A 23929-nucleotide genomic window follows, 5' to 3' on the forward strand; every position below is an offset into this window, starting at 1 on the left:
CGCATAATCAGCACGAATTTTTTGGAGAAAACAAAGAAAAATACTCATTGGCTGTGAAAAATAACCAACCAATGAGTAGTAGAAATAAGTGCTTTGTTGTGCTTAGACCTCAGTAACTACCGCGCCACCACGTCGAGTGACCGGATCGCTACCGTCCCATACCTCAATGTTTTTCACTTCAGGCAACATATCACGATGGAACACAGGATCCACGCCTTTTCGCTTTTGCTGGCTGTAATTACGCAACAATTTCACCGCAACACCACCAAGTGGCACAATCGCAATAACATTGATGAATACCATGAGCGCTGCGAATGTATCGCCCAAAGACCATACAAGGTTTACTGACCCAATTGCACCACCAAAGACGCATAACACCACTAACACGCGAAAAACAGTGAGTGCTTTGCGCGATTGAGTAAAGTATTCCACATTTGCTTGAGCCAAATAGTAATTACCAATAACTGAAGAAAAAGCCAAGAAGAACAGAATCAAGGTAATGAAATGAATGCCAAAACCACCCACCTCTTGAGCCAAAGCACGCTGCGCTAATGGTGCTCCCTCTTGTTCCGCCCCAGTGTACGTTGGCGAAGAAAGCAAAATGATAAAAGCGGTAATACTACATACCAAAAGCGTGTCAAAATACACACCAAGAGTTTGGACAAGACCTTGCTTTACTGGGTGCGACACACTCGCAGTTGCCGCCGCATTTGGTGCGGAACCTTGACCAGCCTCATTAGAAAATAGCCCACGACGCATACCATATTGGAAAGCAGCACCAAGAGTAGCACCTGCAATCTCTCGGATACCCAGGGCATGAGTAACAATTTCTGCAAACATCGCTGGAACATGGCTTATGTTAAGGATCAGAACAACAAGCCCCATACCAAGGTAAAGCAAAGCCATCACAGGCACAATGACTTGTGTGAAATTAGCAATGCGTTTGATACCACCAAAAATGATTATTCCGGTAATAACCGCTAGAACAAGCCCTACTGTAGCCCTAAACCCAAGACCACTATTATTGATGGAAGTACCAATTGCTTCAGTAATAGAATTAGCCTGAATAGAGTTATAAACAAAGCCATAAGTAATAGTGATCGCAATAGCAAAGCACGTAGCTAAACCTTTAAGCCCTAACCCTTTGGTCATGTAGTATGCAGGACCACCGCGATAGGTGCCATCTGCTTCTTTTACTTTCCATAACTGTGCCAGCGTAGACTCAACAAATGCTGTTGCGCCACCAATGATGGCTATCATCCACATCCAAAACACCGCGCCGGGACCACCAGCAGAAATAGCTACTGCAACGCCAACGATATTTCCAGTTCCAACTCGCGCTGCTGCAGAAATACAAAAAGCCTTGAATGCAGAAATTCCCTCATCATCTGTGTGTGAATCTTCACTTGTGTTCTTTTCAGATACAGAACGAATCATGTCTGGCACATAGCGCACCTGCACAAAGAAAGTACGAACCGCAAAATAAACACCAGCACCGATGAGTACCCAAGGAACAATGAGCCATATGTAATGGTTCATTGTTTCCACAAAAGATTCAACGCTATTCATGGCAAAAATGCTACCTTACTTTAGGTCACATTCCTATCCATGCTTTACTATCACATTCTGTTACCGTGGATAAGTCTTAGATTAAGTTTCGGATATGCACAGCTCTCAGTGGTTAGTCTTTTTCACCTGACACTGCGGACAATAGTGACTAGAGCGATTCATCCACTGCTGTTTGACAAGCTTTGTCCCGCAACGCGCACATGGTTTATTGTGCTGTCCATAAGCATGCAAAGAGCGCTCAAAATATCCGGATTCACCATTGACATTGACATATAGTTCATCAAAACTCGTACCCCCTTGTGCCAAAGCCTGGGTCATCACAGTTTTTCCAGCAGACAATAAGGACAAAACCTCTGTGTGTGTTAAAGAACTCGCAAGAGTAGCCGGATGTACACTCGCAGCCCAGAGCATTTCATCAGCATAGATATTGCCAATGCCAGATACAATTTCTTGGTTGAGCAAAACCCGCTTGATCTCAGTTTTCTTTGCTCGTATCTGCGCTGCAACAACAGAAAAATCTATGTCCTCCTCAAGTAAGTCTGGAGCAATATGCGACACTAATTCTGGGACTAACTTTTGCTGTTGTCCTGGGACTAATTCATCAGGCACAAAATAGCCAAACGTACGCTGATCCACGAACCATACTTGTATGTCGTTATCAAGCATCACGCGTAGTCTCAAATGCCGAAGCGTTTTATCTTCTAATCCAGCACTATAGGGTTGGAGCTCTCTACCATAGCGTGCTGTCACAGCAGCGCTATCTTTGATTAACAATTGCCCACTCATGCCCAAATGAATCACAATGGTTTGATCGTCGTCAAGGCATAGCCACAGAAATTTACCACGGCGCGCTATCTCATCAATTCTGCGACCGCGAAGTTGCGCTTGCAGAGCATTCGCAGTACCGGGATATTTTCGCAATGTCCGATGATGATAACTAAGCACATCAGTGATAGTGCAACCAAGGATGTGTGTTTCGAGTCCTCGGCGCACCACCTCGACTTCTGGTAACTCAGGCATTTTCTATACTTATATGACTTATATGCGCGATTGCAATACTTTCACAGCCTCATGAGCTGCTAATTGTTCTGCTAGCTTTTTATTTGGCCCGACTCCGGTACCTAATTTTTCGCCTTCGACGCTCACCGTTGCTGTAAAAACTTTATCGTGTTCGGGACCTGTAGCTGTTGCCTCATACACTGCCATCGGTAATTTACGTTCGGAAAGTCGTTCTTGAAGAGTGGTTTTCCAGTCTTCATGCAGGCCTTTTGCACTTGCCACATCGATTTTATGCTGAAACAACCGCAATACAGTGGCACGAGCAACCTCAAAACCATGTTCAAGATATATGGCACCTAATAATGCCTCAGTTGTATCCGCCAAAATAGAGGTTTTATCACTGCCACCTGTGGTTTTTTCGCCTTTGCCCAACAAAATATAGGTGCCGAGATTAATCTCTCTGGCCACATCAGATAATCCATAACGGCTTACTACTGAAGCACGCATTTTAGAAATATCACTCTCAGGGCGTGTGGGATATTGCTCGTACAATTTTGCTGCCACAGCCAAACCCAATACTGCGTCACCAAGAAATTCTAACCGCTCATTATTAGGTAAAAACCCATGCTCATTAGCAAAAGAACGATGAGTAAGCGCCAAAATAAGCAATTCTCGGGAGATAGTAACCCCCAAAGCAGCACAGAGTGGTTCATGATCTATTTCGTCAAAAGATGCCTCAAGTATCTCTTGTCCACTACGTGTATCATGTTGTTTCTTGCTCATAGGAATTTCTCCAATCCAGCCCAACGCGGATCAGTTCTGGTTTCTTGCTCAGCAAGACCATCTGGTTCTGGAACTTGGGTACTGCCATCACAGCCATCTTCACAGGTTGGATTAAACGGCAATGTTAGTCCTGCTTCAGTGGCAACAGTGGGCAAAAGATCAATGGAATCATCGATAACAAGCGGTACTTCTTCCTCGTCAAAGTCCTCTAAATCACCGCCAATGATTCCTTGTTCGAGTGCAAAAACAACATTAACATTCAACTCGATATTTGGGGTGAGTTCTTTCAGGCAACGCACGCATTGTCCTTGTAGCTGTGCCAATACTTTAGCATCAACCATTACCGCGTCGCCCAGTGGATCAATACGCGCTTCAATAGTAACTTCTGTCCCCTGTTCGATTCCGATCATTGCTGAACCGATGCGCTGGGGGCTATCACCAACATTGCGGCGCATTTCTGATACACCAGAGCGAATAATATCGCCAATTGCAAAAACAAAAGGAGAATTTTCTTTATTATTTTTCATACCGTTTCCGTTGAGCATTGATAGATGAGTGGTATGCAGTGTTGTGGTTTATTGGACCGCACAATAATGCCGAGAAATAGCAGCTTAAGACCGAGGTGAGCGTGAAGAATCAAGCGAACCAGATACGCCTGCACCGCGCTGCAATGCGCTGCGATCCCGAGAAATAGTACGCAAAACTGTGGTGAGCGTTTCCTCAAAAGAGGCGAGTTTCTGATCTACGAACTGATCGCATTCATTACGTAGGCGATTAGAATCAGCATGAGCAGCATCGACAATTCGGTGTGCTTCTTCATTAGCGCGACGCATAACCTCTGTTTCGCTAATCAGTCGTGCTTGCTCAGCTTCACCCTCAGTAACACTGCGCTGATACTGCTCATTGCCTCGACTGATCAGACGATCAGCTTCTGCTTGTGCGCTAGCTACTGTATTATCCGCATCACGACGCGCACTGCCCACAATATGGTCAGCATCATCTTGAGCTTTAGCGACAGTAGCGTGTGCTCTGTCTTCTGCATCACGCATCATGCGATCTGATTGTTCGGTAGCATCAGCAACCAAGGCATCTGCCTGATTTTGTGCATCGGAAACTAATTGCTGTGCTCGATCCTGAGCACCTCCAATAATTTCATCGCGCTGATCAAGAACATCTTGCGCATCATCAATTTCAATCGGCAAAGCGTTGCGGAGATCATCAAGAAGACCCAGAACCTCATTGCGTGGCACCATGCAATTTGAGGTCATGGGAACGCCATATGCCTGCTCAACAGTTTGGACAAGTTCATCTAATGCTTCAAAGACGCGGTACATGAGTTTCACTTTACTGTCATTTGTCTTTTTTGGTGAGCAGGCATGACCAAAACACCTATTTTTTCGATTTAATTGTTCACAAGGATTCATTTTCGCTTATAATGACCCTGCCTATTATCACTGCGTTTCCCAGTATGACAAGGATTTTTATGCACATTATCATTGCCCCCGATTCCTTGAAAGGAACAGCAACAACCCATGAAGCTGGCCAGTACCTTGCTCAGGGGGTAAGAGAAGAACTCACCGCTCGTGGCATGGATTTGGATTCAACTACTCTGAGTATTTTTCCTATGGCTGATGGCGGTGAAGGAACAGCCGCGCTTTTCGACGGCCAACACATTACGCTGCCAACGACAGATGCCGTCGGTAGGCTCAGTGAAGCGTCCTATGTCTTTGATGAGTCAAGCTCAACTGCGTATATAGATGTTGCTGCCGCGAGCGGTCTTGTCTCTGTGCACGATCAGCTTAATCCACTAGGTAGTGATACTTTTGGCACTGGTGTGCTTATCGCTGATGCGGCAAGTCGTGGAGCAACACGTATCGTGTTGGGGCTTGGTGGCAGTGCTACGACTGATGGCGGCACAGGAATTTTGGTTGCCTTGGGAGCACAATTGCTTGATCACAGTGGACGTATTCTGCCCCAAGGTGGTGGTGGATTATCGGATATTGCCCAGATTGATACCGCTATGCTCAACATTCCTGCAGCCTCTGTAGACTGGGTGCTCCTTGGTGATGTCGCCGCAACTGCTACTGGGCATACTGGCACGGCACACGTATATGCACCACAAAAGGGAGCTGATGAGCAACAGGTTCAGCAATTAGAAGCAGGTATTACCGCATTGTGCGCCTTTACCGGAATTGATCCTATGCGTGCCGGTATAGGAGCAGCTGGCGGCATACCTATTTCTATTCTGTGGTTATCCGCTTTATTACACGGCACTACTGATCATGTGCATTTATTACCAGGTGCTCGAGTTATTGCCGACCATACAGGGTTAAGTTCAGCCATAGGTAGCGCTGATGTAGTTATCACTGCAGAAGGACAATATGATGCGCAGTCTGCTACTGGCAAGGTGGTAGGCACGATTATTGAATTAGCTCAAGGTGCAGATACACGAGTTGCTGTTGCTGCAGGGAAATTCGTCGACAAGCTACCAGAGGGTGTTCTTGGACATACTCTTGCCGATCCTGCCCACTGCGATGTGCGCACTCAATTACAGCAAGCAGGACGAGCTCTCATTGCGGCTTTTCTCGATGGGCCTTTGGAAAGCGTTAAGGCTCAATAGTCACTGTCCATGGGAAAAGAGCTGCTTGTTCCAGTTGGTTTTCTTGTTCTAATTGGATCCGGTCGTTGGGCAACTGTGCCGCTGGAGTAAAAATACGAGCATAGAGCATGGTCAAGGCATTGATAGAACCCACCACTCCAGATAGATGTATGCTAAAGCGGTAGATTCTACGGTTTTCGGCTATTTTATGCAGCTCACCAGCAGTGTCTTGCACATCATCACTGCTATCGCTACCATCACTACGCTCACGAATAAAAACGCGGCGTAATTCTTGCTCTATCATGTGGTCGATAGCTGTGTTTTCTGCTGCATTGACTACAACTGACTCCACTTTTTTATCGCGGATAATCAGCTCATTGAGTTTATCGAGTTGCTTCTTAATGGATTCAACGTGCTCAGGCGCACATAAGCAATCAAAATGGATAACGGGCATGGGTTTTAGCCTAGCAGGATCACGTTTTCCATTGTCTGCTGTCTAAACGTGTACAATAACAAAAAATTGCTTAACGCACCACAAGACTATAGATAGATTTTCAAGGGTTTTCATAATGAATATCGTCGATATTTTAGGCGCTTCTACGCTAGATCTCCGCTGGCAATGGGACGTTTATCGACATTTACACGCACACCCAGAGCTATCCGGTCGGGAATCAAAAACAGCGGCATATATCCTCAAGCAATTAGAAAAATATAATTGTGAGGTCATCTCTGGAATCGGCGGGCACGGCATTGTTGCTATTTTCCGCAATGGAGATGGTGCCAGTGTTCTCATGCGCGCAGATTTTGACGGCTTGCCAGTAAAAGAATTAACTGGTGTCGCTTTTGCCTCCCGAGACATCATGCTTATCGACGATGCACCAACCCCTACTATGCACGCGTGTGGTCACGATATGCATACCACATCTCTGCTGGGAGTGTGTGCGTTTATGGATGCACATCGTATGCACTGGTCTGGTACGTTCATCGCGCTTTTCCAACCAAGTGAAGAAAATGGTAAAGGCGCTGAGACAATGGTTGCTGATGGTTTGACCAGCAAAATACCGCAACCTGATGTGTGTTTTGGTCAGCACATTACTGCTGGCCGTGCCGGCACTGTAATGACCATGCCTGGTGCTGCTCTTGCCACCTGTGACTCTATCGAAATCAAAATCACTGGTCATTCTGCACATGGTTCTATGCCGCATAATGCTATTGACCCCACCTATGCAGCAGCCATGATTGTTATTAGGATTCAAGGTATCGTCGGGCGCGAAATTGCACCTCATGACTTTGCAGTAGCCTCTGTTGGCACTTTGCAATCTGGGCGATCTAACAACACTATTCCAGGTGAAGCGCTTATCGTTATTAACTGCCGTACGTATAGTGAGAAAGTAAAAAAGAAACTCTATAGCGCCATTGAGCGCGTAGCGAAAGCAGAATGTGCTGCCAGCGGCATGAAAGTACAACCTGCTTTCCGCTATTTTGGGCATGGCCCACTTACCACCAATAATCCTCATGTCTTTGCGCGAGTGCGTCCACAGCTCGATGCTGTTTTTGGTGAAAACTCGCTTAATGCCCAGCCGTGGACTGCCTCGGAGGATTTTTCTAATATCCCAGATGCTTTTGGCGTCCCTTATTTATTCTGGACGGTCGGCTGTACTCCTGCCGAGCAATGGGATAAAGCGGTAGCAGAAGACAATGTGGAAACCACCATTCCGGTTAATCACATGGGCACTTTCTTGCCTGATTATCAACCGACAATTACTGCATGTAATAATGCAGCACTAACCGCGATTTTGTCCTATCTTAAAAACTCGTAACCAGTAGTTTTCCCGATTTTCCTTCTGCAGGCTGCAGGCATAAAAATAGCACGCGAAAGAGGAAACTCAATCACGTGCTTGTTCATTGTGCTCCTATGAGCAACGCGAACATTTCTTATTTCTTCTGGTTCGCTGCGCAGTCTGCATCTATTTTGCCAAAGATATCAGTAATCTCATTGTATTCTTCCTTTGGAAGATCATTATTTGATACTTTCTCAAAGGCCGTTTGCAGCTTTTGTTTTAGGCTCTCGTCGTCAATGTAGGTGACAGCGACTCTCCAGTAAAGAAAACTATTCGGATCCATAAAGCTAGGTGTTATACCTGACTGTTGATCAAATTGATTTGCTTCTTTGATATATGCACAGAATCTTGGTTCAGCTGCTCCGGAAAAAGAAGCTGGATCGGTAAGATCTACGGAAGAGTTACTTCCACTATCAGTGGTGCTACTATCTGCATCATTATCTGAGTCTGATGCACTTGCTGCGGTAGTAGAATGAGCACTTGCAGCAGATTCCTCATAGTCATAGCTATCCGTGTTTGACGGAATAAGGAAAAAAGCAATAAGCCCGACAACTATCAATAGAACCCACAGGGAGCCTAAAACAATACCGGCGATAGCAAAACCACGACCACGCTCACCTGTCTTTTTAGCTTGACGCAAACCTACGATACTAAGAATCAAACCAATGAGCGGCAAAAACAACGAGGTTACAAAACCAACAACAGACATCGTATTCATCTGGGATGATTGTTGAGGTTGAGTGTATGTATTCGCGTTATAGGAGTTATAGGAATTGTACTCCGTTTGCTGCTCAGAAACAGGCTGAGCATTAGTTGGTGCTCCCGGTTGATCATTATGTGGATAATTTTCTTGGAACGGATTATCCGTCATGCTTTCACCTCAGAAATATATTGAAAAAAGTTCAGTGTGCCATGATAACACATCAGCTTATTCTTTGATTTTTCTCAGCTTCAAGCAAACAAGGTGCAGCCTTATACGTAAGCAAACCTCCGATACATATTCCAATAGTGACATCTGCATAAAATGCAGGAAAAACCCAATTCTAGCTTTGCATATGTTCAGTACAATCCGCACTGATTTGATTTATGAGTTCTAAGTAACGTCGAGAGCTTTCTAATGTTGTGGCTGGATCCACGTTTGGATCTTGCAACATATCGCTATACCCTTGAGCGATTTGACGTTTCTCAGGATCACGCAATAAAGGAGCAAGTTGTGGTACCGACGACTCTCGCTGTTGTGAACCACCCAAAAGATACACACAGGCTTCTGGCTCCGCCGCACCAGCATAGCGGGCAAGATCTGTACCATCACCGCGCTCAGGTGCATTCTCTGCACGACCTGCAGAAGATACAGAATCTACTGGTGCGGCTGGTGTTGTGGTAAGTATGCTGCTCTGCTCGTCAGAATAATCATAATCCTGACTATTAGCTGGCGAATCAGCATATGACGTGGCATCTTTATTGCTCAGCAATGCCAAACCGCCTAAGGCCAGGAAGGCAATCACAAACACACACCATAACCCACTGATAATGATGCCAGCTATAGCAAAACCACGACCACGCTCACCACTTCTCTTTATTTGCACCAGTCCAATAATGCTCAATAGCAAACCGAGAACCGGCATAAACAACGACACAAGAAAACCAATAACCGACATAGTATTGGTTTCTGATTGCTGTGGATAGTGTTGCTCAACCGCAGTATTTCCAGTGGGATAAGAATATGGATAACTCGGTAGTTGAGTATTGTCTTGGCTACCGTCATGCATTGTATTCATAGTTTTCTCACTTTCTTCTCTTATTAGATCTTTTAAGTGTAATTATTCATGTAATTATTTTCGCCCCGATATACATATAGTTCACCATATAAAAGTATCCTCTGAGGTTTACTACTAAATCAGAGCCTTCCCCTCGTCACACCGTGTACCACGCCTCTAATCGGGTTATGCTTAATTCACGTAAAACATTCTTGCTGCCAAGGAGAGTAGTTCCATGAATAACCCTGCTCATGTCCCTATGCTCAAAGATACTGTTGCTGGTCATGTCCGTGCTGCCGCTGGCATGAGTGCACACTCTGCCACTGACCGTAAGTTCTGGTTTGGTTTATCAGATGCAGTTATGGAACAACTTGCTGATAATTGGGAAGCCACCACACAAGCCTACAATGCAACCCGCCAACAGCATTATTTTTCAGCTGAGTTCCTCATGGGACGTGCCCTACTCAATAACCTCACCAACCTGGGATTAGTGGAACAAGCTGAGGAGGCAGTTCGTGCTTGCGGTCATGAGCTTTCCGACGTTCTAGAAGCAGAAAATGATGCAGCGCTGGGCAATGGTGGTCTTGGTCGTCTAGCAGCGTGTTTCCTCGATTCTGCAGTTACGCAGAATTATCCTGTCACCGGTTATGGGCTGCTTTATCGTTATGGACTGTTCCGTCAAGAGTTTCATAATGGTTTCCAATCTGAATCACCGGATGCATGGAAAGAAGATGGCTACCCTTTTATTGTTCGTCGAGAAGAGCAACAACGCATTGTCACATTCGACGACATGATCGTGCGCGCAATTGCCTATGATATGCCTATCACTGGTTATGGCACGAACAACGTTGGTACCCTGCGCTTGTGGAAAGCAGAACCTCTCGATGAGTTCGACTATGACGCTTTTAACTCACAACGCTTTACCGAGGCTATCGTCGAGCGCGAGCGCGTGATGGATCTATGCCGAGTGCTCTACCCTAACGACACTACATATGCAGGTAAGGTGTTACGCGTACGCCAGCAGTATTTCTTTGTCTCTGCGTCCTTGCAAACAATGCTAGATAATTACATTGCTCATCATGGAACCGATCTCAAAGATTTTGCAAAATATAACTGCATTCAGCTCAATGACACTCACCCCGTACTCGCCATCCCAGAACTCTTACGCTTACTTCTCGACGACCACCACTTAAGTTGGGATGAAGCATGGAAAATTGTGACTGATACTTTTGCTTATACCAATCACACTGTGCTTGCCGAAGCCTTGGAGCAGTGGGATTGCTCTATTTTCCAGCAGCTTTTTGCCCGAGTTTTCGAGTTAATTGTAGAGATCGATCGTCGTTTCCGTGAGGATATGCGTGCTCGTGGGTTCGATGAAGACCACATTGCTACCATGGCACCAGTACAAGATGGAATGGTACGTATGGCATGGATCGCCTGCTACAGTTCTTTCTCCATCAATGGCGTTGCTGCGTTGCATACCGAGATCATTAAAGCAGATACGCTTGCGCAGTGGTATGAAATTGCCCCAGAAAAATTCAATAACAAAACAAATGGTGTGACCCCGCGTCGTTGGCTCAAAATGTGTAATCCACGGCTTTCTGCTCTCCTTACAGAATTGATGGGCTCTGATGAGTGGGTCACGAACTTGGACGCGCTGAAACAACTACGCCACCACGGCGATAATGAGGAAGTCCTGCGCAAACTTATTGATATCAAGCAGGCTAATAAAGCAGAATTTGCCCAGTGGATCAAGCAACGCCAAGACATAAGTGTGGATCCAGAGTCGATTTTTGATGTCCAGATTAAGCGCTTGCACGAGTATAAGCGCCAGCTTATGAACGCTCTTTATATTTTGGATCTCTATTTCCGCATTAAGAATGATGAAGCCAGTTCGGTACCGCCGCGCACCTTCATTTTTGGTGCTAAAGCAGCGCCGGGATATGTGCGAGCAAAGGCAATCATCAAGCTCATCAATGCTATTGCTGATCTAGTGAATAATGATCCACAGGTATCAAGTGTTCTGCGAGTAGTTTTTGTGGAAAATTACAATGTTTCCCCTGCCGAACACATTATCCCTGCCGCGGATATTTCCGAGCAGATCTCTATGGCTGGCAAAGAAGCATCAGGTACCTCCAATATGAAGTTCATGATGAATGGGGCACTGACTTTGGGCACTCTCGACGGTGCGAATGTGGAAATCCTCGAGGCTGTTGGCGCAGATAATGCCTATATTTTCGGTGCGAAAAATGAGGAACTCCCTGCGCTGCGCGAGCACTATAATCCACATCATTGCTATGAGACAGTACCTGGTCTTAAGCGCACCCTTGATGCGCTTATCGACGGAACTCTGGATGATAATCACTCTGGTATGTTCCATGACCTGCGTAGTTCCCTACTCGATACCAATGGTTGGGAAAGCCCTGATGTGTACTATGTACTCGGTGATTTTGCCGCCTACCGCGATACTCGCGACGCTATGGCACAGCACTACTATGCGCAGCCACTGACCTGGGCACGCCAGTGCTGGGTAAATATCTGCGAATCTGGTCGTTTTTCTTCCGATCGCACCATTAAAGATTATGCAGAGCACGTGTGGAAGTTGCAGGCAACACTCATTTAAGATGCGCACTGAATACAGAAACTATAGAATGAAAGAAAATACCCGCTGCTTGGTTAAGGAGTCATCATGGATAGCGTCTCAACATTGTCTGGTATTAAAATTCCTGCGATCATATACTCTGCACTACTTGGTATGACCATTACCCTAGGTTCAATGGTCACAACACTCAAACTAGATATTCCATTGTGGGCATGGGCGCCGGTGTTTGCGCTACTGTGGTCAGTCACCCACGCTAGTCTCAAGCATAATTCTGCGGTATCGGATAATGGCACAATCACAATCGATCACAAGCGCGTGCTTACCTTAGCGCTATGTGGTTTGGTGCTTTTCCTTGCAGTAGTGTGCGTTGCTCTTATGGGAAGTTAATGGTTGTATCACTCAGGGGTGTGTCCATACATATGGGCACACCCCTGGTTTTATTTTTGTTCTAGCTGCGGTGCTATTTCTTTTGCCTTGATCATGAACCCGGATTGTCCGGCTTGATAGTATTTCTCCACATAGTCAAGGGCGATAAGAGCTGCGTCGTGATAGCTCATTCCCTCTGGTGGATGGATATTGGAGATACAATTCCTGCGTTCCTCAGTGATACCTGCATAGGTTTTCCAGGTGGAGTAAATGCCTAAAGAACTAGGCACGCTCAATCCAGGGCGCTCGCCGATAACAACAAGAGTGATATCCCATGCGGCTGCTTGACCGATGTGATCTCCCAACGCAACTCGACCTTGGTGTCCTACTACCGGTGGCGCTACTTTATAGTCTTTGAGGGTTTCTTTGAGAGCAGTGTATAGCTGTGGACCGTGAGTACTTACTGCAGCAGGTGAAAGTCCGTCGATAAGCACAATGCCGATATCAGCTTTGTAGTCTGCTAGTTCTGGTGGTAATTCGCGTGGGGCACGGCCATAGTCAGGGCGTAGGAGATATTCTCTGCGATCCTTGGCTTGGGAGTGAATCTCAAGTATCTCCCCTAGTTGTTCGCGCAGTAGTGTCATATCCATGTGGGAGTGTACTGCGTCTCGCGCTTGGGCATGCGCGCTGAGTAATTCCAAGCGTGCAGCGGTAGGGACTGCTGCACCATATCTGCCTAATCCGACTCGTGCTGGGGTAAGGCTTTGTAATTGAGCATTGAGTGTTTGCTGGGGGGTAATGTCTTGCGTATGGTTCATGATTTCGCCTCAAGAGAAATGAGTGAACTAAGATCTAGTGCTGGTTGAGCTTGTAGCGCATGTGTGTCGTCGATAAGCCCTGTGCCTTGCAACCATTGCTCGAACTCTGGAGCATGACGACGCCCAGTCACTGACCTGGCGAGGGCAACATCATTATGGCTAAGCGATTGGTAGCCAAGCATGATGTCGTCTGTGCCAGGCACACAAATAACAAAACTTGTACCTGCTTGAATAAGCAAGTGCAGCAAAGAATCCATATCGTCAGGATCAGCTTCTGCATGGTTGGTGTAGCACACATCCACTCCCATAGGTAGCCCTAGGAGTTTGCCACAGAATAAGTCTTCTAGACCGGCGCGAATAATTTGTTTCCCGTTGTAGAGATATTCAGGTCCAATAAAACCTACCACGGTATTGACCAGCAAAGGATTGTAGTGCCGCGCTAAGCCATAAGCACGTGCCTCGAGAGTTTGTTGGTCTACTGGGTGCCCGTCGTTATCGCAATGTGCACCTGCCGATAGTGCAGAACCTTGACCAGTCTCAAAATACATACAGTTATTGCCCACGCTGCCACGTCCAAGTGACAAAGCGCCAGCATACGCCTCGTCTAATAATTCTTTTGTCACCCCGAAGCTGAGATTTGTGCCTTCAGTACCTGCTATTGATTGGAAAACCAGATCCACTGGTGATCCTTTTTCTAAAAGATCAATCGTGGTAGTGACGTGGGTAAGAACGCATGATTGAGTGGGAACCTCATAGGTCTGGCGCACATCATCTATCAGACGTAGTAAGGAATCAACGCGCGTGGGGAAATCAGTGGCGGGGTTGATTCCAATAACTGCATCTCCTGACCCCAGTAGCAGACCGTCGGCAATGGAAGCTGCGATACCAGCTGGGTCATCTGTGGGATGATTTGGCTGCAACCGAGTAGCTAAAGTTCCTGGTAGTCCAATTGTGCTGCGGAATGCAGCAACATTAGTGATTTTGCTGGCCACAGCAATCAGCTCGCCGTTGCTCATCAACTTTGAGACTGCAGCTGCCATCTCTGGGGTGATTCCTGGTGCGATAGCAGAAAGAGCAGCACTATTGTTATATGCCTGCTCCAGTAGCCACTGCCGGAACTCCCCCACAGTCAAATGCGCAATAGGTGCGAAAGCCTCTTTGTCCCAGTCGTCAAGAATAATGCGGGTAACAAAATCACTGTCATAGCTTAGTGCTGGCTGCTCTAAAAATTGCACGAGGTCAATATCTGCCAATACCCATTGCGCTGCAGCACGTTCTGCAGCGCTATGCGCACCAGCACCAGAGAGAATATCTCCAGAACGCAGCGGTGTTGCCTTGGCCATGACGTCGTTAAGCGAACGAAAAGTGTAATTATGTTCCCCGAGTTTATAGTGATAACCAGAACCGGACATAAAATTCCTTACTTCATATTGAGCATTAGGCGGTGTCGATGACATCTAGCCTAGTGCGAGCGATAAGAAAATAGGTGCAGTACAAGCAAGCACGCTAACACTGCCACTGAGCACAATCCAACGGCGATATTTGCAAGGAAAGTACAAACAATCGCGCATAATGACAGCACTAAGGCAATGCCAGAGGTAATTCTGCCACCAGGGGTCACATATGGATCCTCGCTTGTCTGCTGCGGCACTACTTTTTTGTGTAGGACAATGTGGCTAGCCATCATGAGCGCATAAGAAATTACTGCGCCGCACACTGCAACTGCCATGAGTGTATCGCCGTCGATGAAGATCGTTAGGACAAAACCAATGATAGCTGGCACGATAAGCGCCCAGGTAGGTACCCCACGACCGTTAACGCGAGTGAACACATGAGGCAAAATCTGTTCCCTGGCAAGGCTATAGATTAAGCGACTATAGCCAAAGGTAATGGAGAAAAACGAGGCGATAAGACCGATCAATGCGGCACAATTGACCGCCACAATCAAGATAGATGGTGCATGGATAGCGCGTAACCCACTGATAAGCGGATCACCTGATTGTGCAAATACATCAGTACCTGCGCCACCGGGTCCAACCAGGAGCATGGCAAACGCGAAGATACTTAGAATAACCATTGAAAATAGAATTGCACGCGGCAAAGTTCTATGTGGTGAACGCGCTTCTTCAGCAGCCATAGGAACACCCTCGACAGCTAAGAAAAACCAAATTGCCGACGGAATAGCAAGCCATACGCTCATAGAGCCATGTGGGAAAAAATCGATTCCTTGCGATAGATGCGTCACATCAAAATGCGGCACCATTGCTATGGTGTACGCAATAAGCGCCAACGAGGCAATCGTAGTAATGACGAGCATAACTTTGAGCGCTTCCCCAGCACCGGCCAAGTTAATCGCAACGAAAATGACGTAGCAGGCTAGATGAATCACCCACGGATGTGAGAAATGAACTATACCGAGCGACTGCACATAAGCTGCGATAAACGTGGAGATAGCAGCCGGTGCCACCACATATTCCAATACGATTGCGCTTGCTGTGATCACGCCACCAATGCGCCCAAAAGCGATTGTTGCAAATTGGTGCCCACCGCCTGCGCTTGGGAATCGTGAAGACAGCTCCGCCAAGGCCATACACATCGACAGATACAGCACCCCGACGACGACCAAAGCAATTGCCATGCCACCCCAGCCGCCGTCTACTAGACCGAACTGCCAACCAGCAAAATCTCCGGAAATAACGAAGGAAACTCCCAGCCCAGTGAGCAGCACCCATCCCAAGGTTCCTTGTTTAAGACCAGTTTGCTTCCCTGCTGACTGCTTTTTCTCCCCTTGCACTCTTTGTCCGTCCATTGTGTTGGTGTCCAAAGAATCCTCCTTAAGACCTTGGTGAAGTTTCTTAGCCTGTACTGATTGCACTCCCGACGCTACCGAGTATGTAAGTCCTCATAGTGAGTATGCGGTGCGTGGTTTTCACCAGTACCCCAATCAGCCTACCTGTCAATCAATAGGTATGGAAATCAGGGGGAGGTGGCAGGAATTTTCATACAGAAACAATGATTCGTAAAGCATCGGTGGGATCAAACGCATGAGGAACCTCTGCGAGAGAAATAGGACCTGCAGTAATTGATTCCCAATCAATAGTTGATCGAGAAAGAAAATCCAAAGCCTGTTCAAGATGACGCGGTTCATAATTATGCACACCAACGATATGCCGCAACCCACGCACTAACCACTCAGGATTAACCGATATATCTGGTGACGTTGCCACAGATCCACCTAATACAGCTAGACCCCCAATATCGAGCACACTAATACAAGAATCAACGCCTTGAGCTGAACCAGAAAATTCGCACGACACATCTATGCTACATGGATTAGCAGTATATTCTGCAGGTGTATATACCATTGCTCCCAATGACTGCGCCCACGCACAACGCTGTGGATTAGGATCTATCGCCGTCACTACCGCACCAGCCTGGATAGCGACGTCGACAGCAAGTAAGCCAAGCATTCCACACCCCACCACCAATAGTCTTTTCCCAGCAAGACTGCCTACATGGTGGCACACCTTTTCCAATGCTGCCATCACAGTACCACCTGCACATGACGCAATAGACGCCGGCACGTCCTCTAACGTATCAGGTACCACAGCTACTGGCTGATGAGCCCGAAGCACAATATGGGAAGCATACGTCCCCGATAGTGACCAGTCCCCATTAAAAGGCTCATGTCCAGTCTTGAGCAGATTACGACATTTGGCAGTACAACCCATCTCACAACGATCACATGACATACATGGTGCAGTAACTGAAAAAGTCACACGCTGACCGGGCACTAAAAGTGGATTACGCGTTTGTTCAACGATACCGACTCCTTCATGGCCAAGAACTGACGGGCATGCCTGTTTCCTCCGCCCTGTTACTGTGTGACGATCAGAACCACAAATACTCGCCGTGGTTATACGCACCAAGCTCTCTCCGGGTTGTAACTGAGGAGCAGCCAAAGCAACATTCTCAAAGTTAAGTCCCCCCATCCATACAAGTGCATTAATTGGTTCGCTCAGTGATGTATGCACACTCATTATTCTGCCTCGTCGGAAGGGTCAGCCAGAAGTAAAGGTAGTTGAGCAGCAGAATCTAAGACAAAATCAGCACCGAAAGAACCGAATTTTTCTCTATCAAGATGCCCAGTCAACACTCCGACACTCGTCACTCCTGCTCTTTGTGCACTTTCCACATCTGCTTGAGTATCGCCACAACTAATTACCTCTTTTAGATCACTTACACCAAGTTCTTGCATTGCCTTTTCAATAAGGAAAGGCTCAGGACGTCCAAGAGGCACTTCGTCACCAGCAACTAAGCAGTCAATAACACCGTTATTCCACCCCATCGCTTCTAGAATAAGATCAGCTATTTCACGAGAAAACCCTGTAGTGAGAGCGATTTTTATCCCTTTTTCTCGTAAAAGGCAAAACATAGTTTCAATTCCAGCAAACGGACTTGGTGGCTCAGCCATATAGCTTCGACGCAGTTCAGCCCGAAACCATTGCCATGCTCTTTCATGTATGTCTTTGTTTAGTGGCACCCCACCAATTTCTAATAACTGACCTAGTGCCCAATATTTTTCAGTACCCATATACGACTGAAATACCTCATCGCTAATCCTGGCACCTTCGCGTTCGGCTGCTGTACGCAATACGCGATAGACCTCATCGCGTTCATCAACAGTAGTTCCCGCCATATCAAAAATTGCTAGTCTGTACATTATTTATCCCTTAAAGGTGAAAAGAATTGTGGCTGATAAAATCGCTCATGCGCGCCTTATGAATGGAAGGCATCCTAGTATTTAATGGCTATCGCACAGCTTTGCGTAGCCACATGGAAAGAAATTCCACACATAGCACTACGCCAATGATGAGTAAAAGAATGTAAGTTACTACTTGAAACTGATTCACACGAGCAGCATTGAGCAATTGAAAACCAATACCGCCAGCTCCCACTACGCCTAATAACGTGGCCGACCGGATATTGATATCCAAAAGATAAAGAGTATGCGCAATAAAAGCTGGTGCTGCTTGACGTAATGTCGCTGCAAAAAATACTTGTGCTCTTGTCGCTCCAGCTGTAAAAATTGCTCTTTGCACATCAATATCTGTTTCTTCAAGCGAATCCGCTACCAATTTTGACAACAGCCCTACTGCGCCAAGTGCCAACGCTAGAGTACCTGCCACAGCTCCAAGACCCGATATAACAACAAAAATAATGGCAAGGATCAGTTCTGGAATTCCTCGAATAATAACGATGAAACTCCGCACAAAAATATGGACAGCAGGATGAGAAATAACGTTCCGAGCAGCAAGAATTCCAATAGGGATCGCACATATTGCCCCTAAGAACGTCGCCGCTAGAGCAATACGGATTGTATCGAACAGTAATGCAAAAAGTTCGGGTGCCATATTCTCCGACGATGGTGGAAAAAATAATGCACAAGTAGCAGGAATATTCATTACACCATCGAGTATCTGATGTGTAGTTATTCCAACTTTTGCGGCAGCAGCCCATGTAAAAAAGACTAGAAGCGCTATCGATGCCACACGCTGTCCGCGGGAAAAAGTCCACGGAGGTTTCACGCTAGAAGTATTTTTAGCAGGCTCTACCTGCTCTTTTCTTTCTGGATTACGTGGCAAAAAGAGCGTATCAGCCCATGTCCGCGCTCTCTTTTGTGGAGAAAAATCTGTGCTCGCTTTGCGTAGGATAGCCGCACGCAATGCAGCAGAAAGTAACTCGATACCGATGCATAGCACCAAAACAACGAGAGCCAATGCCATGCCTCTGCGATAATTCATCATTCGTAAGGAATCAGCTATCGCCATACCCACTCCCCCGACTCCAACGTATCCCAAGAGCACTGAAGTACGGAGGTTTATGTCAAAGCGATGCAAAGCAGTAGCGATTATCTGAGGGGCAAGCGCCTGCGGTATAGCAGCGATAATTTGTTGCCTTCGTGTGCCACCAACAGATTCGATAGCTTCACGAGGACCGTCGTCAAGCTCTTCAATCGCATCAGCATATAATTTCGCAACCATACCAACTGAATGAATTCCCATAGCTAAAATACCACCTACGGACCCGAGGCCGAATATCCGCATAAAAATGATGGCAAGAACAAGATCGGGTATTGCTCGAGCGATCACTATTAAGGCACGCGATGCAATCCGTGCGCTAGAGTTGGGTGAGATTTTCCTTGCTGCGCCTAAAGCCAGTGGCATCGATAAAACTACTGAGAGCAATGTTGCTAGGAATACAATCGCCAGTGTCTCAGAAATCAATGATAGTAATTCCGTTATCTCTGGAAACTGCAGCGGAAACATACGCTTTAGAAAAGCGGAAGCATTGCTGGCAGATTCAACAAGACTATTGATGTTGATTCCTATAGAAATGACTGACCAACAACCCGCTAGAGCTAGGGCAACAAGGCAAAGATACGCCGTAATACGGTGCTTATTCTTATAGCCCTTATAACTCTTATACCGCAGTATGCTCGACGAATGTACTGAATAAGTTGAAGAAACAGTCATCTCACACCTTCCGTGGTAAGAGCTGCTTCCGCAGTACCAGTAGAATGCGCAGTTATGGATTGATATACGTGCGCTGCATCTTCAACCGTCATTGCTTTTGTTGAGCGATCAAACTTCACCCGACCAGATCCTAAGCCAACAATACGATCCGCATAGTCTATGGCTAATTGCACTTGATGCAAGGACGCAATGATAGTGATCTTATCTTCGACGCAAATTTGCTTTAATAAAGTCATCACCGCATCAGAAGAAATAGGATCAAGGGCAGCAACAGGTTCATCCGCTAATAGTATTTTGGGGTGCTGCATAAGAGATCGTGCAATAGCTACACGTTGTTGTTGTCCACCAGATAAAGTATCGGCTCTTTGATGCGCTCGGTCTGCAAGTCCAACACGCTCAAGCATTGCCAAAGCCTCATGTTTTATTGCTTTAGGATACATCATCAGCGATAACCGAGGACCAGTGAGTCTTCCCAATGCCCCTGTGCATACATTTTCCAACACAGACATCGGTCCTACTAAATTGAACGCCTGGAAAATCATGCCAATATCTTTACGTAGAAAACGCAATTGACGAGCGCTAAGAGAATTAACCTCTTGTCCAAGTACGCGCACACTGCCATTAGTCGGGGAGCATAAGCCATTGATATGACGTAATAATGTAGATTTTCCGGACCCCGATAATCCCAATAAGACAGTGATTTCTCCTGTGCGGAAACCAAGTTTTACGTTATCAAGACCAAGGACACCACCAAAATCTTTGCTTACATTCTGCAGTTGCACCGCATAGTGCGTATCAATCTCGTGCTGTAGTTGCGAAGTGACCATGCCAAGTTCTCCGTTATTGCCCTATCAGTGACCGTGTATTAGGAAATAGCAGCACAAGCCTGTGCTTTCGTCGTGGCGCAAATACTACGGATGGTGTCAAAATCAGCATCACTGATTTCTTTATATCCCCATTCAATTTCTTCCGGTAGCGCACAACGCTCTACTGAAGAACAAATACCTGCTGCTACTAGCGCAGGCTTATTTGCTTTTTCGCGAATAGCAGTCCGAATTTTTGCTACGAGTTCAGCAGGTACTGATTCTGTGTTAATTGCTATAGGATCTTCCGTAATAGGGTCAGATTCCCAGATGGATTTCACTTCCCCCTCTTTTATCTGACCTGTTTTTGTCAAAGTGGTCAGCATAGCGTCGTGGGCAAAAGCGGCGTCACAGTCGCCTCCCTTGAGCGCAAGTAATGATGCGTCATGTCCACCAGTGATAATCGGTTCAACATCATTGAGCATATCGATACCACTGTCCATAAAACCTTTCATCGGCACTAAATAACCTGAAGTAGAACTAGGGTCTACCAAACACACCTTCTTCCCTTTGAGATCTTTCAGAGAGGAAATAGGAGAATCTTGTTTCACGTAAGCCAACGAGGTATATGCCGGTGCTTGTGCTTCATCATTAGTAGGAGCTGCTATGGGTTCAATGGGGACACCAGAATCTTTAGCTAAGACATAAGAAAAGGGACCATAAGATGCAATATCGATTTTTCCAGCACGCTGCCCTTCAATAACTGCAGCGTAGTCGGTAGCATCTTGAAACTCCACGTGTACTTGTGTTTCTTGTTCAATGAGTTTTGCTAAATTTTCATAAGACGACTTAAGGGTTTGGGAAGTCTCCGCAGGAACTGCTGCAAAGATCAGGGTATCTTTAGTCTCATCTGCAACACTTGAATTTGTGCTGCCATGTCCACCACAAGAAACCAACACAGGACACATACATGCAACGGCTGCATAATACTTTAACTTCTTCATGAGGATCCTTTCATTTTCGGGTATGACGAAGTTCTGCCACGCAGAGACGTCGGAAAGCAATGTGTACTAGAAAATATTTTGATAAGACATACTCAACTTGTCTAGTCGAGTTAAAAGAATTCATATACAAGTAACCTACGTTAACCCTAAAAGGTGACGTTACCCCTACCATTAAGTGCCAAATCAGCAACCCCAAAGGATAAAGTCATACCTATGCCAGAAGTTACTACCGCCACCACCGTTTGCTCATCAGGATGTTCCAAAATCACATTCACACTAGGCGAATCAGCATAACGCCCCTGCCAACGCTGGATAACTCGTGGGTTTTTAATGGCAAAATATTCACCAACACCATCGATGAGTAATTGCGCCACATCATGATCCATAAAAGGATCCGGAGACAACGCATAGCTATGCGAGTCCCCCACAAAAATACCTTCTGGTATTCCAGTAGCCATGAGATTAGCAACGCAATCTACAAGTTCAGGAGCATTTTCCTTAAGCTCTTTTTTGAGCTTTAACATACTTGGCATACCAGTAAAACCGTCATAACGAGCAAGAGACGTTCCAGTAAATAATGCAATATCAGCAGGAACACGCTTTGGTCGCTCAATCAACGCCATAGTCAAAGTACATACTCGAACAGAAAACTTATCTGCTAACTGCGGAAATAATTGTGTAAGAAAATAGTTCGGACAACATATCACCCGTTCAGCCTCAAATACGCCACGATTTGTTACAACCGTGCCAGAGGCAACCTCACGCACTTCATGCAACCACTGAAAAATTACCCCCTGTTGCGCAAGCCATGCAGCCAGTTTCGGTGCCGCTTCACGTGGATTTACTCGCATATCCAGTGGAAACCATGCTCCCCCGACACTTGGCAAGCCCGGATTACCAATTTTGGCACCCACCATTTTTGACTCGAGGAGTTGGACTTGTTCATCACCTCGATGACGTGCAAACTCTTCAAGTACCTGCATTTGCGCTTCTGTCATAGCAGGCACATATGTCCCAGAATTTTTTGCCCATAGCCCCACAGTTTCAGCTGCCCGGATCCACCCTTGGCGCGATACCCATGCCATATCCATAGTTGAATCAGCCTGACCAGTAAAGCAAGCATGACCGAAATTCATAATTGAGGAACCAACAGGACGCTCCGATCGATCAATAACACGAACTGAGAGCCCTTTTTCATGCGCCAAAAACGCAGTAGCGAGTCCTACAATGCCGCTACCAACCACAATCAAATCAGTTTTCATACCCCTTATTGTGCACCCAATAAACACCTATTGTCCATACTTGAATAGACAAGTTAAGGTATTTTTTGCCAACTATTAACCAGAATTGGGTCGCTATCGGGTTATCATTAGAGTCATATTTCCGCAAAGTGCTGGATAAAACATCATCAATCCAGAAAGGCATATTCATAGAAGTGGCTAAACTGCAGCAGCACCAAGAGATCGCAGCTCATCTCCGACAGCAAATTCGCACAGGTGTATTCTCCCCTGGTCAAGCAATTCCTTCAGAAGCCCAGCTATGCCAGCAATTTCATTGCGCCCGAGGCACAATTCGTCAAGCTATCGCAACACTACGCACCGAAGGCTTACTATCCTCAGGGCAAGGACGGCGATCCCGTGTCCTTGACACTGTCCCAACCCAATCCTTTGACGGAGTTATCTCTTTTTCACAGTGGTGTCAGAACTCCGGAATCGAACCAGGTCAGCAAACTCAATGGGTTACTCGTCGTCCAGCCGGATCAGAATTGGCTGTGCGCCTGAATATCTCTGCTACCGATCAGATTGTCTCGGTATATCGTCTCCGACTTATGGATGGCGAACCTGCCATGGTAGAACGCCTCAACTATCCTCTGGAAGTAGGTAAGCACATTCTCATTTTTGATACTGATTCGGGATCCATCTACCAACAACTCATCAACTCCGGTATCTCTATTGCCTACGCAATTCGCACCATTGATGCGATACCAGCAGCAGAAGAAGACGCCCGTTTACTTGGTGTTACTCCCGGAACTCCCCTACTGAGAGTGCGTCGCCATACTTTTTCCCAAGACGGTACCCCCATTGAAGCCTCCGACGATCGCTATCTCTCCCATATGGCAAATTTCACTATGACAACCGTACGTGGAACCCCCTCACCAATTTCTATGGTCAACGCACAAAACAACTCCGAAGATGATCCAATCAATGACTAGCTCAAGTAGTAGAATCACATTACACTAGCTAGTTTTATTT

22 protein-coding genes are annotated in these 23929 nt (G+C 46.3%); 5 read left to right on the top strand and 17 right to left on the bottom strand.

Features of this window, described 5'->3' with window-relative positions:
* Positions 1 to 102: 102 nt before the first annotated feature.
* From FQV43_RS06510 to FQV43_RS06530, 5 genes are all read right to left on the bottom strand, one after another.
* Positions 103 to 1569, bottom strand: a complete 1467-nt coding sequence (locus tag FQV43_RS06510; RefSeq protein WP_144273130.1) for a sodium:alanine symporter family protein — start codon at positions 1567 to 1569, stop codon at positions 103 to 105.
* A 105-nt stretch (positions 1570 to 1674) separates the two neighbouring features.
* Positions 1675 to 2589, bottom strand: coding sequence for a bifunctional DNA-formamidopyrimidine glycosylase/DNA-(apurinic or apyrimidinic site) lyase (gene mutM, locus FQV43_RS06515; protein WP_146339574.1), 915 nt, complete (start codon positions 2587 to 2589; stop codon positions 1675 to 1677).
* 18 nt (positions 2590 to 2607) lie between these two features.
* Complete coding sequence (rnc, locus tag FQV43_RS06520) at positions 2608 to 3351, bottom strand: ribonuclease III (protein WP_144273132.1); 744 nt, start codon at positions 3349 to 3351, stop codon at positions 2608 to 2610.
* The gene (locus FQV43_RS06525) at positions 3348 to 3878 is read right to left on the bottom strand and encodes a DUF177 domain-containing protein (protein ID WP_144273133.1); all 531 of its coding nucleotides are present in this window, start codon (positions 3876 to 3878) and stop codon (positions 3348 to 3350) included. The genes rnc and FQV43_RS06525 overlap by 4 nt, the downstream gene beginning before the upstream one ends.
* Positions 3879 to 3962: 84 nt before the next feature.
* A complete protein-coding gene (locus tag FQV43_RS06530) occupies positions 3963 to 4685 on the bottom strand; it encodes a DivIVA domain-containing protein (RefSeq protein WP_146339576.1) in 723 nt (240 codons plus the stop codon).
* Between the two features lie 149 nt (positions 4686 to 4834).
* Here FQV43_RS06530 and FQV43_RS06535 point away from each other — a divergent pair, with 149 nt between their 5' ends.
* Positions 4835 to 5971, top strand: a complete 1137-nt coding sequence (locus tag FQV43_RS06535) for a glycerate kinase (protein ID WP_146339578.1) — start codon at positions 4835 to 4837, stop codon at positions 5969 to 5971.
* On the opposite strand, the gene FQV43_RS06540 is transcribed toward FQV43_RS06535, so the two are convergent.
* Positions 5958 to 6404: a hypothetical protein gene (locus tag FQV43_RS06540; protein ID WP_146339580.1), complete on the bottom strand. Its 447-nt coding sequence runs from the start codon at positions 6402 to 6404 to the stop codon at positions 5958 to 5960. The genes FQV43_RS06535 and FQV43_RS06540 overlap by 14 nt on opposite strands.
* A gap of 115 nt (positions 6405 to 6519) precedes the next feature.
* Here FQV43_RS06540 and FQV43_RS06545 point away from each other — a divergent pair, with 115 nt between their 5' ends.
* Positions 6520 to 7770, top strand: coding sequence for an amidohydrolase (locus FQV43_RS06545; RefSeq protein ID WP_144273137.1), 1251 nt, complete (start codon positions 6520 to 6522; stop codon positions 7768 to 7770).
* Between the two features lie 115 nt (positions 7771 to 7885).
* Here the strand turns inward: FQV43_RS06545 and FQV43_RS06550 are convergent, their stop codons facing one another.
* Both FQV43_RS06550 and FQV43_RS06555 read right to left on the bottom strand, forming a co-directional pair.
* Positions 7886 to 8662, bottom strand: a complete 777-nt coding sequence (locus tag FQV43_RS06550) for a DUF4190 domain-containing protein (RefSeq protein WP_146339582.1) — start codon at positions 8660 to 8662, stop codon at positions 7886 to 7888.
* A 172-nt stretch (positions 8663 to 8834) separates the two neighbouring features.
* Positions 8835 to 9569 carry a DUF4190 domain-containing protein gene (locus FQV43_RS06555; RefSeq protein ID WP_146339584.1) on the bottom strand — a complete coding sequence of 245 codons (735 nt, stop codon included), beginning with the start codon at positions 9567 to 9569 and terminating at the stop codon, positions 8835 to 8837.
* Positions 9570 to 9783: 214 nt separating this feature from the next.
* Here FQV43_RS06555 and FQV43_RS06560 point away from each other — a divergent pair, with 214 nt between their 5' ends.
* The gene (locus tag FQV43_RS06560; RefSeq protein WP_146339586.1) at positions 9784 to 12171 is read left to right on the top strand and encodes a glycogen/starch/alpha-glucan phosphorylase; all 2388 of its coding nucleotides are present in this window, start codon (positions 9784 to 9786) and stop codon (positions 12169 to 12171) included.
* A 66-nt stretch (positions 12172 to 12237) separates the two neighbouring features.
* Positions 12238 to 12537, top strand: coding sequence for a hypothetical protein (locus tag FQV43_RS06565; protein ID WP_146339588.1), 300 nt, complete (start codon positions 12238 to 12240; stop codon positions 12535 to 12537).
* Positions 12538 to 12587: 50 nt separating this feature from the next.
* On the opposite strand, the gene eutC is transcribed toward FQV43_RS06565, so the two are convergent.
* The 9 genes from eutC to FQV43_RS06610 form a co-directional block, all read right to left on the bottom strand.
* Positions 12588 to 13334, bottom strand: a complete 747-nt coding sequence (gene eutC / locus FQV43_RS06570; protein ID WP_144273142.1) for an ethanolamine ammonia-lyase subunit EutC — start codon at positions 13332 to 13334, stop codon at positions 12588 to 12590.
* Positions 13331 to 14746: an ethanolamine ammonia-lyase subunit EutB gene (locus tag FQV43_RS06575; RefSeq protein WP_144273143.1), complete on the bottom strand. Its 1416-nt coding sequence runs from the start codon at positions 14744 to 14746 to the stop codon at positions 13331 to 13333. Before FQV43_RS06575 ends, eutC begins: the two co-directional genes overlap by 4 nt.
* A 50-nt stretch (positions 14747 to 14796) precedes the next feature.
* Positions 14797 to 16158, bottom strand: coding sequence for an amino acid permease (locus tag FQV43_RS06580; protein ID WP_146339590.1), 1362 nt, complete (start codon positions 16156 to 16158; stop codon positions 14797 to 14799).
* Positions 16159 to 16333: 175 nt separating this feature from the next.
* Positions 16334 to 17374, bottom strand: a complete 1041-nt coding sequence (locus FQV43_RS06585) for an alcohol dehydrogenase catalytic domain-containing protein (RefSeq protein ID WP_146339592.1) — start codon at positions 17372 to 17374, stop codon at positions 16334 to 16336.
* The gene (locus FQV43_RS06590) at positions 17374 to 18057 is read right to left on the bottom strand and encodes an HAD-IA family hydrolase (RefSeq protein WP_144273146.1); all 684 of its coding nucleotides are present in this window, start codon (positions 18055 to 18057) and stop codon (positions 17374 to 17376) included. The genes FQV43_RS06585 and FQV43_RS06590 overlap by 1 nt, the downstream gene beginning before the upstream one ends.
* Positions 18058 to 18145: 88 nt before the next feature.
* The gene (phnE, locus tag FQV43_RS06595) at positions 18146 to 19870 is read right to left on the bottom strand and encodes a phosphonate ABC transporter, permease protein PhnE (RefSeq protein ID WP_146339594.1); all 1725 of its coding nucleotides are present in this window, start codon (positions 19868 to 19870) and stop codon (positions 18146 to 18148) included.
* Positions 19867 to 20697, bottom strand: coding sequence for a phosphonate ABC transporter ATP-binding protein (gene phnC, locus FQV43_RS06600; RefSeq protein WP_146339595.1), 831 nt, complete (start codon positions 20695 to 20697; stop codon positions 19867 to 19869). Before phnC ends, phnE begins: the two co-directional genes overlap by 4 nt.
* 38 nt (positions 20698 to 20735) lie before the next feature.
* Positions 20736 to 21677, bottom strand: coding sequence for a phosphate/phosphite/phosphonate ABC transporter substrate-binding protein (locus FQV43_RS06605; protein ID WP_146339598.1), 942 nt, complete (start codon positions 21675 to 21677; stop codon positions 20736 to 20738).
* Between the two features lie 146 nt (positions 21678 to 21823).
* Complete coding sequence (locus tag FQV43_RS06610) at positions 21824 to 22939, bottom strand: TIGR03364 family FAD-dependent oxidoreductase (RefSeq protein ID WP_144273150.1); 1116 nt, start codon at positions 22937 to 22939, stop codon at positions 21824 to 21826.
* A 173-nt stretch (positions 22940 to 23112) separates the two neighbouring features.
* Here FQV43_RS06610 and FQV43_RS06615 point away from each other — a divergent pair, with 173 nt between their 5' ends.
* On the top strand, positions 23113 to 23889 hold the full coding sequence (locus FQV43_RS06615) for a GntR family transcriptional regulator (RefSeq protein ID WP_146339599.1): 777 nt from the start codon (positions 23113 to 23115) through the stop codon (positions 23887 to 23889).
* Positions 23890 to 23929 lie beyond the last annotated feature (40 nt).

The organism is Corynebacterium sp. sy039 (assembly GCF_007904105.1).
Classification (GTDB): domain Bacteria; phylum Actinomycetota; class Actinomycetes; order Mycobacteriales; family Mycobacteriaceae; genus Corynebacterium.

Bases quoted from the DNA above. Each gene is read 5' to 3' on its own strand.
- mutM (WP_146339574.1), bottom strand. From the start codon at position 2,589: ATGCCTGAGTTACCAGAAGTCGAGGTGGTGCGCCGAGGACTCGAAACA.
- FQV43_RS06510 (WP_144273130.1), bottom strand. From the start codon at position 1,569: ATGAATAGCGTTGAATCTTTTGTGGAAACAATGAACCATTACATATGG.
- FQV43_RS06540 (WP_146339580.1), bottom strand. From the start codon at position 6,404: ATGCCCGTTATCCATTTTGATTGCTTATGTGCGCCTGAGCACGTTGAA.
- FQV43_RS06575 (WP_144273143.1), bottom strand. From the start codon at position 14,746: ATGTCCGGTTCTGGTTATCACTATAAACTCGGGGAACATAATTACACT.
- FQV43_RS06525 (WP_144273133.1), bottom strand. From the start codon at position 3,878: ATGAAAAATAATAAAGAAAATTCTCCTTTTGTTTTTGCAATTGGCGAT.
- FQV43_RS06545 (WP_144273137.1), top strand. From the start codon at position 6,520: ATGAATATCGTCGATATTTTAGGCGCTTCTACGCTAGATCTCCGCTGG.
- rnc (WP_144273132.1), bottom strand. From the start codon at position 3,351: ATGAGCAAGAAACAACATGATACACGTAGTGGACAAGAGATACTTGAG.
- FQV43_RS06585 (WP_146339592.1), bottom strand. From the start codon at position 17,374: ATGAGTGTGCATACATCACTGAGCGAACCAATTAATGCACTTGTATGG.
- phnE (WP_146339594.1), bottom strand. From the start codon at position 19,870: ATGACTGTTTCTTCAACTTATTCAGTACATTCGTCGAGCATACTGCGG.
- FQV43_RS06560 (WP_146339586.1), top strand. From the start codon at position 9,784: ATGAATAACCCTGCTCATGTCCCTATGCTCAAAGATACTGTTGCTGGT.
- FQV43_RS06605 (WP_146339598.1), bottom strand. From the start codon at position 21,677: ATGAAGAAGTTAAAGTATTATGCAGCCGTTGCATGTATGTGTCCTGTG.
- FQV43_RS06550 (WP_146339582.1), bottom strand. From the start codon at position 8,662: ATGACGGATAATCCGTTCCAAGAAAATTATCCACATAATGATCAACCG.
- eutC (WP_144273142.1), bottom strand. From the start codon at position 13,334: ATGAACCATACGCAAGACATTACCCCCCAGCAAACACTCAATGCTCAA.
- FQV43_RS06555 (WP_146339584.1), bottom strand. From the start codon at position 9,569: ATGAATACAATGCATGACGGTAGCCAAGACAATACTCAACTACCGAGT.
- FQV43_RS06535 (WP_146339578.1), top strand. From the start codon at position 4,835: ATGCACATTATCATTGCCCCCGATTCCTTGAAAGGAACAGCAACAACC.
- FQV43_RS06565 (WP_146339588.1), top strand. From the start codon at position 12,238: ATGGATAGCGTCTCAACATTGTCTGGTATTAAAATTCCTGCGATCATA.
- FQV43_RS06590 (WP_144273146.1), bottom strand. From the start codon at position 18,057: ATGTACAGACTAGCAATTTTTGATATGGCGGGAACTACTGTTGATGAA.
- phnC (WP_146339595.1), bottom strand. From the start codon at position 20,697: ATGGTCACTTCGCAACTACAGCACGAGATTGATACGCACTATGCGGTG.
- FQV43_RS06610 (WP_144273150.1), bottom strand. From the start codon at position 22,939: ATGAAAACTGATTTGATTGTGGTTGGTAGCGGCATTGTAGGACTCGCT.
- FQV43_RS06530 (WP_146339576.1), bottom strand. From the start codon at position 4,685: ATGTACCGCGTCTTTGAAGCATTAGATGAACTTGTCCAAACTGTTGAG.